This window comes from Rhizobium sp. NZLR1b (assembly GCF_019685155.1).
Classification (GTDB): domain Bacteria; phylum Pseudomonadota; class Alphaproteobacteria; order Rhizobiales; family Rhizobiaceae; genus Rhizobium.
Window position 1 is genome coordinate 65,443 of sequence record NZ_JABDWC010000019.1, and the last position, 12,566, is coordinate 78,008.

Sequence of the window (12,566 nt, forward strand, 5' to 3'; positions counted from 1 at the left end):
TTCCTTAAATCGGTTCCGATTTGAGGAATTATGAAGTGGTGTCACCGATCCTTCATGAACGGCCGGCTATGCAGACTGCCTATTGGATGAAGTACAGGATTTCGCATGACCATTTCAGATCAGGATATTCTCTTTCTCGGCGATTGTGTCAGGGAGGCTGCGCGTGCAGAAATCATGCCGCGTTTCCGCAATCTCGGTGCTGACGATGTTTCGGAAAAGACCTCGGCAACCGATCTGGTGACGCAGGCGGACCTGCTTGCCGAACATAGGATTACCGCGGCCCTGAAAGAGCGCTTTCCCTCAGCGCTCATCGTCGGTGAGGAAGCCTATGACGCTGACCGGTCCGTCGTGCCGGCACTTGCCGATGCCGAACTTGCCTTCGTTATCGACCCTGTCGACGGCACGTTCAATTTCGCCGCCGGGCTTCCGGTCTTCGGGACGATCCTTGCGGTGACTGTCAGGGGTGAAACCGTCGCCGGCATCATTCACGATCCCGTTCTCGGCGACACCGTGACGGCGATCAAGGGCGCGGGCGCCTTCCTGACGCGGCAGGATGGGCAGTCGACAAAGTTGAAAGTGGCTGAACCCGCTTCCTTGAACCAGATGGTCGGCGGCATTTCGTGGGGGCATATGGAGGATCCGGATCGCTCGCGCATCTCAGCCAACATGGCGAAGATCAAAATGACCTTCGCCTTCAATTGCTCGGCCCATGAATATTGGATGGTCGCCTCCGGCAAGCTGCATTTCATCGGCCATGCGAAGCTTATGCCTTGGGATCACCTGGCCGGCGTGCTCGCGCATCAGGAGGCCGGCGGCCATACGGCGAAATTCGACGGCACGCCCTATCGCCCCGGCGAGACCACGGGCGGCATCATTTCTGCACCCGATAAGGACAGCTGGCAGCTGATCCGGCGCGAGATCATCGGCAACTGATCTAAGGCCCCTCCTAAAAAGCCGGACCGAAAGGATTTGACATGACTGTGACTGTCGACGTGACCGTTCTTGCCGACCTGCTGCGCCGCGCGGCGAAGGCGGAGATCCTGCCGCGCTTCCGCCGGCTCCGCCAGGATGAGGTGCGCGCCAAGAGCGAGGCGACCGATCTCGTCACCGAGGCCGACGAGCAGGCCGAGCGGATGATCAAGACGGAAGCCGCACAGCTCTGGCCGGAGGCGCTGTTCGTCGGCGAGGAATCGGTCGCGGCCGACCCGGCGCTGCTCGGCAGGCTTGCCGATGCTGATCTGGCGATCGTCGTCGATCCGGTCGACGGCACGTTCAATTTCGCCTCCGGCATCCCGGCCTTCGGCGTCATGGCCGCCGTCATATCAGGCGGCGAGACCATTGCCGGCATCATCTACGATCCGATGGGCGACGACTGGGTGATGGCGGAAAAGGGCAGCGGCGCCTGGCTGCGCCGGCCGGATGGCGAGGCGCAGCGGCTGCGCGTGGCCGAGCCTGTCGCGCTGGCGCAGATGGTCGGCATGGCCTCGACCGGTTACCTGCCGCAGGAGAAGCGGGCCGATGTGCTCGGCAATCTCGCCAAAGTGCGCTTCCTCACCAATTACCGCTGTGCCGCTCACGAATACCGCACCTTTGCCGGCGGCCATGTGCATTACCTGATGTACAACAAGCTGATGCCCTGGGATCACCTGGCCGGCACGCTGATCTCGCAGGAGGCAGGTGCCCATGCGGCGCGTCTCGACGGCTCGCCCTACCTGCCGCATCATCTTGATGGTGGGCTGCTGATTGCCCCTGACAAGGCCTCGTGGGAGGTGCTGCGGCGTGAGGTGTTCACTGTCTGAAGGCATGAAATGTCCGCTGCGGCATTCGTTCTACTTGCCGAAAATTATCCATAGAGCTTCTCCATGAGGAAGTTCTCCAGGCTTTGGCCGCGTTTCGCGACGATCTGCTTTGTAACCACCCAGAAGCCTTTGCGCTCGAAGAACGGTCTGGCCGTTCGGCTGGCTTCCGTGTAGATTCGGCCAAAGCCGAGCCTCAGCGCTTCATCCTCGACCCTTCTCAACAGACGGCTTGCGATGCCGAGCCCCTGAAAGTCGGGGTGCACGAACATCATGTCCAGGCAGCCGTCGCCAGTCAGATCCGAAAATCCTGCCGGCTTTCCGTCAAATTCCGCGATCCAGGCAGGCCTGCTGATCCTTCGCTCCGCCCATCGGCTGCGGTCTTCCACCTTTGCCCAGGCCTCGATCTCAGTCGCTGAATAGTCCTTCGACGAGACTTCTCGAATGGCGCGCAGGAAAATGTCAATTGTAGCGTCCACGTCGCCTGGCGTGTAGGGCCTGATCAGAATTCGGTCGTTCACTGGGATGCCTTCGCGCACTGCCGCCAATCGTTTTCGGTGTCAGAAGTGGGCAGCACCTGGATCCAGCTGCGGGCTATCTCCAGGATGCGTGAAGAGTTTGCCGTTCTCCGCCCAGAGCGTGGCCGCGATCGTGACTGCGCCAAAGAGCGCGAAGCCGCCGAAGAGCGGTTGCACCGTGCCGTTGAACATCTGGCCGACCAGGCCGCCGAGGATGGCGCCTGCTGTCGTCGAGACGAAGCCAGTGATCGCGGTGGCGGTGCCGGCGAGATTGCCCATCGGCTCGAGGCTGATGGCGGTGAAATTGGTGGCGATCACGGCAAACATCATCAGCACGATAGTAAAGATGCCGTAGGCGATGGCGAAATCCGGCTTGCCGGCCAGCGAATAGAAGAAGCCTGCTGCCGACAGCGCCGTGAAGATCAGCAGGGCGGCGTGCGAGATGCGGCGCATGCCGAATGTGCGGACGAAGAATCCGTTGGCGAAATTGGCCACAGCGATGCCGCCGGCGGTCGCGGCAAAAGCAATTGGCAGCCAGTCGCCAAGGCCATAAACCTCGCCGAACACCTGCTGCACCGAGATCACGTAAGCGCTGATGACGCCGGTAAACATGGTGAGACCGATCATGTAACCGCAGGTGATGCGGTTGGTGAGCACGGTCTTGAAGCCGTCGACGACAGAGCCAACCGACAGCGGCAACCGCTCTTCCGGCGGCAGCGATTCTTTCAGCCGCAGAAAAGCCCAGACGAACAGGATCATGGCGATGATGCCGAGCAGGATGAAGATCCAGTGCCAATTGGCGTAGAGGATGATGAGTTGGCCGACGGATGGGGCAACGATCGGCACGATCATGAAGACGATCATCACATAGGACATGACACGGGCCATCTCGCGGCCGCCGAAGCAGTCGCGCACCATGGCCATGGTGGTGATGCGCACGGCCGCACCGCCGATACCCTGGACGAAACGCATGATGAGCAGCATTTCGAAGCTGCCTGTCGCTGCGGCGGCCAGCATTCCGAAGACGTAGCAAACCAGGCCGCCGAGCAGGATGTTTCGGCGGCCGAACGTATCCGAAAGGCTGCCGAAGAATATCTGCGAGACTCCGAAGCCCAGGAAGAACACGCCGATGATCAGCTGCGCGTCGTTGGGATTGGTGACGCCGAGGGAATGGCCGATATTGGGCAATGCCGGCAGCATGCTGTCGATCGCCATGGCGACGCTGGCGGTCATGAGGGCGATGGTGACCACGAATTCGCCAAAGCCCATCCCGATGCGGCGGGAGCCCTGGTTTTCCTGGTGCGGCTTATGCGGCAGCGTCATGTGGTGAAATCCCGGATGCGGAGGAGGCCGGCCGTTCAGACGGCCGGGTTCTGCTGTTGGAAGAGGCGGCCCTTCTCGGCGATCAGCACGAAGACGAGGCCGATTATCGACACGAAAAAGTAACCCGCGACCATCGGCAATGCGGTGCCGTCGAAGGCCTGACCGATGCCGGCACCGATCAGGGCGCCGCCGACCGTGCTCATGAAACCGAGCACGGAGGAGGCGGTGCCGGCGACGTGGCCGAGCGGCTCCATGGCGAGCGAATTGAAGTTCGAGCCGATCCAGCCGAACTGGAACATGGCAAGGCCGAAGAAGGAGATGAATAGAGCAAAGGGCATCGGCTCGGAACTCGCCATCTGGACGATCAGCCAGATGGTGTTGATGGCGATGAAGCCGATGAGCGAGCCGTGCGACAGGCGGCGCATGCCGAGTTTGCCGACGAAGCGCGAATTGAAGAAGGACGACAGCGACATGAAGATCGCCACGCCGGCGAAGGCGAAGGGGAAATAGACGCCGAGATCGTAAATGCCGACATAGACTTGCTGGGCGGAATTGATGAAGCCGAACAGCGCGCCGAAGATGAAGGTGCTGGCGATGGTGTAGCAAAGCGCCGTGCGATTGGTCAGCACCAGCTTGAATGCGCCGAAGATCGAGCGGGCGGTGAAGGGGCGGACATTGGTGGGGTGCAGGGTTTCCGGCAGACGGAGATAGGCCCAGACGGCGATACCAGTCGCCATGGCGGCGATGAAGAGGAAGATCAGATGCCAGTTGCCGAAGAACATGACGATCTGGCCGGTGCCGGGCGCAATCACCGGCACGATCATGAAGACCATCATGATCAGCGACATGACTTCGGCCATCTGCCGGCCGCCATAGATATCGCGGACAATGGAGACTGTGATGACGCGGGTTGCCGCCGAACCGACGCCCTGGACAAAGCGCAGGGCGAGCAAGCCGGCGAAGGTGGGGACGAAGACGATACTGATGGCGGAGAGAATGTAGATGACGAGACCGATCAAGAGCGGCGTACGGCGGCCGAAACGGTCAGACAGCGGTCCGTAGAACAGCTGGGCACAGCCGAAACCGAGCAGATAGGTGGAGACGACGAATTGGCGATGATTTTCGCTCTCGACGCCGAGGCTCGCGCCGATCTGCTGCAAGGCCGGCAGCATGATATCGATCGCCAGAGAGTTGACGGCCATCAGGAAGGCGGCGAGCGCGATAAATTCTCGCTTGCCCATGGGCAGGCGGCCCGCGGACACGGCTTGTGATGAATCTGTCACAATGAAATTCCCATAAACAGGCTAAGGCGCTGCTAGCCGCAGCGCCTCGGACTCAAGATTACAGATTTGGAAACCGGGCGGACGCCCGGTGACCGATCAGGCGGCGCCGCGCACGGTGATGCCGTTTTCCTGGAGATGCTGCTGCAACTCACCGGCCTGGAACATTTCCCGGACGATGTCACAGCCGCCGACGAATTCACCCTTTATGTAAAGCTGCGGGATCGTCGGCCAGTTGGAATATTCCTTGATACCTTGGCGGATCTCCGAATCGGCGAGCACGTTGACGCCTTTGTAGTCGACGCCGATGTAATCGAGCATCTGCACGACCTGCCCGGAGAAACCGCACTGCGGAAACTGCGGCGTGCCCTTCATGAAGAGGACGACGTCGTTGCTCTTGATTTCGTTGGCGATGAATTCGTTAATGCCGCTCATAGAACCAAATCCTTTCAACAGGCGGGTTAAAGGCCCGCCGTTTCAATCGTTGTCTTTAGATAGCATGCGGCAGCAGGAATTCCAGCCGCCCAAACCAAAAAAAGACCAATTATCGCAGGCCTCTCCGGGGCTGTTGCTGGCACGTTACGGTTGGTGGGTGAGATAAGCCTGAATCTGTTCGATTTCAGTATCGGTGAAATATTTGAAATCCCACTGCGAAACCTGGGTCATCACGCCGAGGTCGCGGCCTCCGACACCCTTTCCGGTGCGCAGCAGGTTCTTGAAATCGGCAGCCGAATAGGATTGTGCCAGGGGCTTCAGCGCCGGGGCAAGAAAGGCTTCGGACTGTTTCGCCGTATCGAGATTGTGGCAGTGGCTGCAATCGGTCCTAAAGGCATATTCACCGATATCGGCCGGGCGCGTGGCGGCGGGGGCGATGACGGCAAGCACCAGATCTGCCTCGAAGGGGATCTTGTCGAGCGCCAGGCCCACTCGGCCGAGCGGCCCCCATTGTGTTCCTCCCGCAACGGCGTCGGGAAGTTGCTTCAGGGTGCGAAGCCAGGCGATAAGTGCTGCCATGTCGTCGTCAGTAATATTGGCGAAATTACCAGCCGGCATGATCAAGACGCCGGTGCCGTCCTTCTTGACGCCGTGGCGAATGAGACGCACGAGCTCGGCATCGCTGTACATGGGCACCAGGCGGGTCAGGTTCGGCGCGACGATGCGACCGACGCCGGGCTCGTCGATCAGCACGTTGCCGGCATCGTGATGGCAGCCGCCGCACATCAGCGTGCGGGCGCGGCGTTCGGCCTCTTCCGGGGACAGCGTCGTCTTGACGGCAAAATCGGAGGCCGCGATATCGTAGGTTCTGGAAAGGCGCATCTCCGACAGGGCGTAGACGCCGGCGACGGCGATGAGACAGATCGCGACAACGGCCGCGAGGACAATTTTCAAAATACGTTTCACTGGCTCAGGCCCCCCCCAAAAAATCTGCAAGATCGGTGCCCGCGAAGGCACCGGGCACTAAAGCACGTCGCATCAAACTTGATTCATGCGACGCGCTTTAGTCCTTTGTTTTTATGCATGTCGTTATCCCGGAACCGCTGCACACTTCCGGGCAACATGCATTAGCTGCTGCGCTGGCGGCTGCGGCCGGCGGCAGTGCGGCGCTTGCTCACCTGTTTGCGGGCGGGCTTGCGTGTCGTCGCCGTCTTGCGGGCGGTCGAGGCTGGCTTGCGCGCTGCAGCCGTCGTCGACGCGCCGCGCGTTTTACTCTTCTTGCGCTTCGTCGTGGCGCGGCCGGTGGTTTTCTTGAGGATTTCCTTCAGCACGCTATCGACGACGCCTGATATCAATTCTTTGACGAGATCGGCCACAAAACCCTCCGTTCGTGGTGGAAACGACATGGGTGCTATTGAATTCCGGAAGAGTTCCGTTAGCAAGACGGCTTCGAGGCCGGAGCTGCTTTTTTGCCGATATCAGCGGCAAAGCAGCGAGGATCACAAGCAACATGCCGGCCATTCGCCCGGCCGGAAGGTGGAATGAAACTGATCGAAAAGCGGGTCGTCCTACACTTCGCCGGATTTGAGCCGCTTGACGGCGCCGCCCACAGGGCGCGTTACGAACGTTCTGCCAAGCAGAGTGCTGCCGTCTGGGGCTATTCAGTTGAGGTGGGGGCGCCTGCAGCGGGAAGCGATCCCCTCAGTTTCGAGGTCACGACGGGCAGCGGGGCAGCCGCTGACGCGGCGCCCGAGGCAGCCGTTGACGCGGCGCCTGAGGCAGCCGGCACGGCGCCCGAGGCAGGCACTGGTTCTCCTGGCTGGCAGACGAAGAGCTGGATCCACATGGTCGATCACGACGCGCTGGTAAGCCGGCTGCGCGGCGGCAATACGCTGAGCCAGATCATTACGGGTTTCCGCAGTTGCGCCCAGATCATATTGGAAGGCGGCATGCGGGGATATTTCCGCCATGCCTGGCGCTTCGGCCTATTCTTCCTCTTTCCGTTCCTGCTGACGGCGCTGGCGATTGCGCTGACGGTGCAAATCGCTGTGCTGCCCTATGGTCTCGGCTTTTCACCGTGGCACATGCTGTGGAGCGGGCCGCTCGCGCTCTGCTTCTTCATCTTCGCCTTCCTGCCGTTTTCCGAACGCTTCCATACGCTGCATCTGTTTGCCGATTGGAAAATGGCGGTGGCGCTCGGCCGCATGGACCGGACGGATTTCAACGACTGGCTGGAAGACCGGGCGGCTGCCGTGCGCAAGGCGCTGGCGCAAGAGGCGGACGAATATGTGATCTCCTCGCACAGCATGGGGTCGAACGTTGCCGCCCATGTCATCGGCATATTGCTGGAAAGGGAGCCGGAGATCTTCAAGGGCAAGCGCGTGGTGTTTGCGACCCTCGGCAGCGCCATCCTGCAATGCGCGCTGCTGTCATCGGCAACGCAGCTGCGTGCCCGCGTCGGGCTGATTGCCCGGTGCGAGGACATTTCCTGGCTCGACGTGCAGTGTCTGACGGACTCGATCAATTTCTACAAGGTGCCCGTCGTTTCCGTGTGTGGCCATCCGGATGCAAACGAGGCAAAGATCATCCTTATCCGCGTCAAGCAGATGCTGACGCGCAAACACTATCGCAAGATCCGCAAGGACCAGCTGCGCGTCCACCGGCAATATGTGCTCGGGCCGGACCTGAAGGCGCCCTTCGATTTCACGCTGATGACATCAGGGCCGATGCCGGCATCGGTCTTCGCCAGCCCCGATGAAAAGCGAATGCCCGGCTGAGCGCCCCAGCCCCGTCGCAAATCCCTGTCGCGAAACTCCCACTTTTGCGAGCAGTTTCTTGCGACATTGACAGGAAAGTTCAGTGCCGGCCGTTTGTCGCGGAAGTTAGAAATCTTGCGACAAACAAGTGCGAACAAGCTTCATATCCCTTGCTCAAAGCGTGCCCAGTCAAAAAAAGGTAGCCGTATGGATATCTATCTTGACCGATCCATCAGCTCTCTGTAAAGATAGCCATATGGATACCTATGATGTGAGCGTCCCGAAGATTTTCGGGGCTTTGTCCGACCCGACCCGGCTCGCAGTCGTCGAACGGCTCGTGGATGGACCTGCCTCGGTGACCGATCTGTCGCGGCCGTTCGATATGGCAGGCCCCTCGTTCCTGAAGCACCTCCGCGTACTCGAAAACGCGGGCGTCATCGCGTCAAGCAAATCCGGGCGAGTGAGAACGGTCAGCCTCGTACCAGACTCGCTGATGCGGGTGGAACATTGGGTCCGTCAGCACCGCGCCGGGCTTGAGGAACGTTTCGACAGACTTGGCAACTTCCTAAATCAGGAGCAGTAAAGTGACAAAAACAGAACAAGAGCACAGATCGATTACCATCGAGCGCGTTTTTTCCAATTGCGTGGATCACGTCTGGGCGGCGTGGGCGATTCCCGAAAAGAAGAAAGCATGGTTCGGTGAAGGACTGGCGGAATGCGACTTTCGCGAGGGAGGAGCCGAGCGCAGCAGCTTTGTCACGGACATGGGAACCCACACCAACCAGACGCACTATTTCGAGATCAAGGAATCCAAGAGGATTGTGTTTGCCTATTCGATGGCCCTCAATGGTCGTATCCATACGGTGTCGCTGGCGACCCTGCTGTTCTCCGACCATGGCGGCGGGACGAAGCTGACTTACGTGGAACAGTTATGCGTCATCCCGCCGAGCGACGGCGCTGAAGGGCGAGAACACGGCTGGAGCGCGCTGCTGGATGGGCTGGAGAGCTATTTAGCCGGTGATATTCAAGACAGGCGTAGCAAAACTTCCAATTAAGGCGGCAGTTTTGCGACTGGATTTTGCGACGTCGCGAAAACAAGCATTCCGCGACAGGTGAGTGCGCAGAGTGCTTCATGAAGATTTTTCCAGCAAGATAAACCACGCGAAACGTTCATGCCGCACGGGATTCGGCATTAATATCTACTTGGATGCCACATTTAAGTTAGGGGTTAGACCCAAGCGCCAGGCGTCGTTTATCCACAGGACGAGCCTATTCCGGCGCGGAGGTCTGCAGCGCCAGCGCGTGCAACACGCCGCCCATATTGCCCTTCAGCGCCTCGTAGACCATCTGGTGCTGCTGCACGCGGCTCTTGCCGCGGAAGACTTCGGCGACGACTTCGGCGGCGTAATGATCGCCGTCGCCCGCCAGATCGCGGATCGTCACCTTGGCACCGGGAATCCCAGCCTTGATCATGTCTTCGATATCGCCGGGTTTCATGGCCATGATCGTTACTCCTTGCGCATCATTCCGCGGCGAGTTCGCCGCGGCCTTCCATGAAATCAGGGAACCACGATTCATGGGCATCGCGCAATTGCTGAATCGGCAGCGCGATCAGATCGCCGACGACGAGCGCCGTCCCGCCGACCGTGCCGAGGCGGCGGAAAGGAACGCCGGCGCCTTCTGCATTGGCGCAGACGAAATTTGCCACGTCGGCAGGCACCGTCAAGATGTAGCGAGCCTGGTCTTCGCCGAAGAGCAGCGCATGCGGCGCGCCTTTGCCTTCGTCGAGATCGATCATCAGGCCCTTGTTCGATGCCATGGCCATTTCGGCGAGCGCCACAGCAAGGCCGCCCGACGAAATATCGTGGCAGGCGGTCGCCTGGCCGTTGCGGATGACGGAGCGGACAAAATCGCCGTTGCGCCGCTCGGCAAACAGATCCACTTCGGGTGCCGGACCTTCGCGGCTGGCGAGCACATCGCGGAGGTAGACCGACTGGCCGAGGTGGCTGCCGTCGACGCCGATCATGATCACCTTGTCGCCGTCATTGGCGGAGCCGATGCGGGTCATCTGGCGCCAATCCGGCAGCAGGCCGACGCCCGCAATTGTCGGGGTCGGCAGGATGGCGACGCCGTTGGTCTCGTTGTAGAGCGAGACGTTACCTGAGACGATCGGGAAGTCGAGCGCGCGGCAGGCTTCGCCAATGCCCTTCACCGCTTCGACGAACTGGCCCATGATTTCGGGCTTTTCGGGGTTGCCAAAATTGAGATTGTCGGTGGCGGCGAGCGGCTCGGCACCCGTCGCGGTGATGTTGCGCCAGCACTCGGCGACTGCCTGCTTGCCGCCTTCGAAGGGGTCGGCCTCGACATAACGCGGGGTGACGTCGGAGGAGAAGGCGAGCGCCTTGCTCGGGTGGCCGTCGACGCGCACGACACCGGCATCGCCGCCCGGAAGCTGCAGCGAATTGCCCTGGATCAGCGTGTCGTACTGCTCGTAGACCCAGCGGCGGCTCGACTGATTGGCGGAGCCGACAAGCTGGAGCAGCGCCTGGCCGTAATCCTCAGGGGCTGCGACGAGATTAGCGGGCAGGGGAGCCTGCTTGCCGGATTCGCGCCAGGGGCGGTCATATTCCGGCGCCTGGTCGCCGAGATCCTTGATCGGCAGATTGGCGACTTCCTCGCCCTGATGCATGACGCGGAAGCGCAGGTCGTCTGTCGTTTTACCGACGATGGCAAAGTCGAGGCCCCATTTGACAAAGATCGCCTTGGCTTCCGCTTCCTTCTCCGGCTGTAGCACCATGAGCATGCGCTCCTGGCTTTCCGACAGCATCATCTCGTAGGCGGTCATCATCTCTTCGCGCACCGGCACCTTGTCGAGCTCGAGCAGGATGCCGAGATCGCCCTTGGCGCCCATTTCGACGGCCGAGCAGGTGAGGCCGGCCGCACCCATGTCCTGGATGGCGATGACGGCGCCGGTCTGCATCAGCTCAAGGCAGGCTTCGAGCAGGCACTTTTCGGTGAAGGGGTCGCCGACCTGAACGGTCGGGCGCTTTTCCTCGATCGATTCGTCGAATTCGGCCGATGCCATCGTCGCGCCGCCGACGCCGTCGCGGCCGGTCTTGGCGCCGAGATAGACGACCGGAAGGCCGACGCCCTTGGCCTCGGACAGGAAAATGGCGTTGGATTTGGCGATGCCGGCGGCAAAGGCGTTGACGAGGATGTTGCCGTTATAGCGGGCATCGAACTCGACTTCGCCGCCGACGGTCGGCACGCCGAAGGAATTGCCGTAGCCGCCGACGCCGGAGACGACGCCGGAGACCAGATGGCGGGTCTTCGGGTGATCCGGCTCGCCGAAGCGCAACGCGTTCATGGCGGCGATCGGGCGCGCACCCATGGTGAAGACGTCGCGCAGGATGCCGCCAACGCCGGTCGCGGCCCCCTGGTAGGGTTCGATATAGGAGGGGTGGTTGTGGCTCTCCATCTTGAAGACGACGCAATCGCCATCATCGATATCGACCACGCCGGCATTTTCGCCCGGGCCCTGGATGACGCGCGGCCCCGTGGTCGGCAACGTGCGCAGCCACTTCTTCGAGGATTTGTAGGAGCAGTGCTCATTCCACATGGCCGAGAAGATACCGAGTTCGGTAAAAGTCGGTTCGCGGCCGATCAGATCGAGAATGCGCTGGTACTCGTCCGGTTTCAGGCCATGGCTTGCAATGAGTTCCGGCGTGATCGGCATGGTGTTTGGAATGGTCATGAGCGGAAAGTCCCTGGCGCGTTTTGCGCTGTCTTTAGCTTATGTAGCGGCGACGCGCGACAGAAAAAAGCTTGCCGTCAACAGAGGGCGGGCAGGCTTTTCCCACAAGGGGTCAAACCGGTCAGAACTTGTAGCCAACCTGCAGGCCGGCGCGTGTCACGCCGTCGTTCGGGCCGTCGCAGAGATTGGCATGCGAGGAGTGGGCGATCTGGGCCATCAGGTTCCAGTGAGGATTGAAACGGTAGCCGGCGCCGGCATATTCGCGGAACAGAACGCGACAGCCGAGTTCCGGGCCATCGCCATTGCCCTTGAGATCGCCGTATGGATAACGCCGCCGAAGCCGGCTTCGGCAAAGAGCTTCTCGTTGAAATTGACCGTCCAGGCGAAACCTGTGAAGAATTGGGGGACCTCGCCCGACGTGCCGATCGAGGTGCCGAGATGGACACGGGGGTGTAACAACTGCTGCTGCCAGCCGACGGCCGTGTCAGATCCGAAAGGATCGAAGAGAGCGGTAATCTCAGGAAAGACGCCGTCTTCCCTGGAATGGCCCGATTGCACCGAGGTCGAAACCCCAAAACGCAGTTCATCGAATATCTGCTCGCCGGCATTTGCCGAACCTGCCATCAAGGTTCGGGTTACCGCTGCTGCTGACGCGGCACTCAAAAAACCAACGCGATTCTTCCGAAGCCGACCCTCATATCCTG

General features: G+C 60.8%; 13 protein-coding genes and 1 pseudogene. 5 read left to right on the top strand and 9 right to left on the bottom strand.

Annotated elements, in window-relative coordinates; genetic code table 11:
- Positions 1-105 precede the first annotated feature (105 nt).
- Complete coding sequence (locus tag HJB84_RS23780; RefSeq protein WP_221117088.1) at positions 106-933, top strand: inositol monophosphatase family protein; 828 nt, start codon at positions 106-108, stop codon at positions 931-933.
- 41 nt (positions 934-974) lie between these two features.
- Positions 975-1,799: an inositol monophosphatase family protein gene (locus tag HJB84_RS23785; RefSeq protein ID WP_207580637.1), complete on the top strand. Its 825-nt coding sequence runs from the start codon at positions 975-977 to the stop codon at positions 1,797-1,799.
- Positions 1,800-1,843: 44 nt separating this feature from the next.
- On the opposite strand, the gene HJB84_RS23790 is transcribed toward HJB84_RS23785, so the two are convergent.
- From HJB84_RS23790 to HJB84_RS23815, 6 genes are all read right to left on the bottom strand, one after another.
- Entirely contained in the window at positions 1,844-2,317 is a 474-nt protein-coding gene (locus tag HJB84_RS23790; protein WP_221117089.1) for a GNAT family N-acetyltransferase, read from the bottom strand.
- Between the two features lie 39 nt (positions 2,318-2,356).
- On the bottom strand, positions 2,357-3,637 hold the full coding sequence (locus HJB84_RS23795; protein WP_221117090.1) for a multidrug effflux MFS transporter: 1,281 nt from the start codon (positions 3,635-3,637) through the stop codon (positions 2,357-2,359).
- A 35-nt stretch (positions 3,638-3,672) separates the two neighbouring features.
- Positions 3,673-4,878 (bottom strand): multidrug effflux MFS transporter, encoded by a 1,206-nt coding sequence (locus HJB84_RS23800; RefSeq protein ID WP_221117115.1) that lies wholly within the window; start codon positions 4,876-4,878, stop codon positions 3,673-3,675.
- Between the two features lie 138 nt (positions 4,879-5,016).
- Positions 5,017-5,352 carry a Grx4 family monothiol glutaredoxin gene (gene grxD / locus HJB84_RS23805; protein WP_207580634.1) on the bottom strand — a complete coding sequence of 112 codons (336 nt, stop codon included), beginning with the start codon at positions 5,350-5,352 and terminating at the stop codon, positions 5,017-5,019.
- A gap of 144 nt (positions 5,353-5,496) precedes the next feature.
- A complete protein-coding gene (locus HJB84_RS23810) occupies positions 5,497-6,318 on the bottom strand; it encodes a c-type cytochrome (protein WP_207580633.1) in 822 nt (273 codons plus the stop codon).
- Positions 6,319-6,479: 161 nt separating this feature from the next.
- A complete protein-coding gene (locus HJB84_RS23815) occupies positions 6,480-6,728 on the bottom strand; it encodes a hypothetical protein (protein WP_207580632.1) in 249 nt (82 codons plus the stop codon).
- A gap of 165 nt (positions 6,729-6,893) precedes the next feature.
- Here HJB84_RS23815 and HJB84_RS23820 point away from each other — a divergent pair, with 165 nt between their 5' ends.
- From HJB84_RS23820 to HJB84_RS23830, 3 genes are all read left to right on the top strand, one after another.
- Positions 6,894-8,129, top strand: coding sequence for a hypothetical protein (locus HJB84_RS23820; RefSeq protein ID WP_221117091.1), 1,236 nt, complete (start codon positions 6,894-6,896; stop codon positions 8,127-8,129).
- A gap of 235 nt (positions 8,130-8,364) precedes the next feature.
- On the top strand, positions 8,365-8,691 hold the full coding sequence (locus HJB84_RS23825; protein WP_259671157.1) for a helix-turn-helix transcriptional regulator: 327 nt from the start codon (positions 8,365-8,367) through the stop codon (positions 8,689-8,691).
- A 1-nt stretch (position 8,692) separates the two neighbouring features.
- Positions 8,693-9,163 carry an SRPBCC domain-containing protein gene (locus HJB84_RS23830; RefSeq protein WP_221117092.1) on the top strand — a complete coding sequence of 157 codons (471 nt, stop codon included), beginning with the start codon at positions 8,693-8,695 and terminating at the stop codon, positions 9,161-9,163.
- Between the two features lie 214 nt (positions 9,164-9,377).
- On the opposite strand, the gene HJB84_RS23835 is transcribed toward HJB84_RS23830, so the two are convergent.
- The 3 genes and pseudogenes from HJB84_RS23835 to HJB84_RS23845 all read right to left on the bottom strand — a co-directional run bounded on the left by HJB84_RS23835 (position 9,378) and on the right by HJB84_RS23845 (position 12,560).
- Positions 9,378-9,611: a BolA/IbaG family iron-sulfur metabolism protein gene (locus HJB84_RS23835; protein WP_003586236.1), complete on the bottom strand. Its 234-nt coding sequence runs from the start codon at positions 9,609-9,611 to the stop codon at positions 9,378-9,380.
- A gap of 19 nt (positions 9,612-9,630) precedes the next feature.
- Complete coding sequence (purL, locus tag HJB84_RS23840; RefSeq protein WP_207580629.1) at positions 9,631-11,862, bottom strand: phosphoribosylformylglycinamidine synthase subunit PurL; 2,232 nt, start codon at positions 11,860-11,862, stop codon at positions 9,631-9,633.
- Between the two features lie 121 nt (positions 11,863-11,983).
- Positions 11,984-12,560: pseudogene (locus tag HJB84_RS23845) on the bottom strand (acyloxyacyl hydrolase).
- Between the last annotated feature and the right edge of the window lie 6 nt (positions 12,561-12,566).

What these genes read in the sequence shown, in the direction of transcription:
- HJB84_RS23780 (WP_221117088.1), top strand. Translation starts at nt 106, where the DNA reads ATGACCATTTCAGATCAGGATATTCTCTTTCTCGGCGATTGTGTCAGG.
- HJB84_RS23785 (WP_207580637.1), top strand. Translation starts at nt 975, where the DNA reads ATGACTGTGACTGTCGACGTGACCGTTCTTGCCGACCTGCTGCGCCGC.
- HJB84_RS23795 (WP_221117090.1), bottom strand. Translation starts at nt 3,637, where the DNA reads ATGACGCTGCCGCATAAGCCGCACCAGGAAAACCAGGGCTCCCGCCGC.
- HJB84_RS23800 (WP_221117115.1), bottom strand. Translation starts at nt 4,878, where the DNA reads ATGGGCAAGCGAGAATTTATCGCGCTCGCCGCCTTCCTGATGGCCGTC.
- grxD (WP_207580634.1), bottom strand. Translation starts at nt 5,352, where the DNA reads ATGAGCGGCATTAACGAATTCATCGCCAACGAAATCAAGAGCAACGAC.
- HJB84_RS23820 (WP_221117091.1), top strand. Translation starts at nt 6,894, where the DNA reads ATGAAACTGATCGAAAAGCGGGTCGTCCTACACTTCGCCGGATTTGAG.
- HJB84_RS23825 (WP_259671157.1), top strand. Translation starts at nt 8,365, where the DNA reads ATGGATACCTATGATGTGAGCGTCCCGAAGATTTTCGGGGCTTTGTCC.
- HJB84_RS23835 (WP_003586236.1), bottom strand. Translation starts at nt 9,611, where the DNA reads ATGGCCATGAAACCCGGCGATATCGAAGACATGATCAAGGCTGGGATT.
- purL (WP_207580629.1), bottom strand. Translation starts at nt 11,862, where the DNA reads ATGACCATTCCAAACACCATGCCGATCACGCCGGAACTCATTGCAAGC.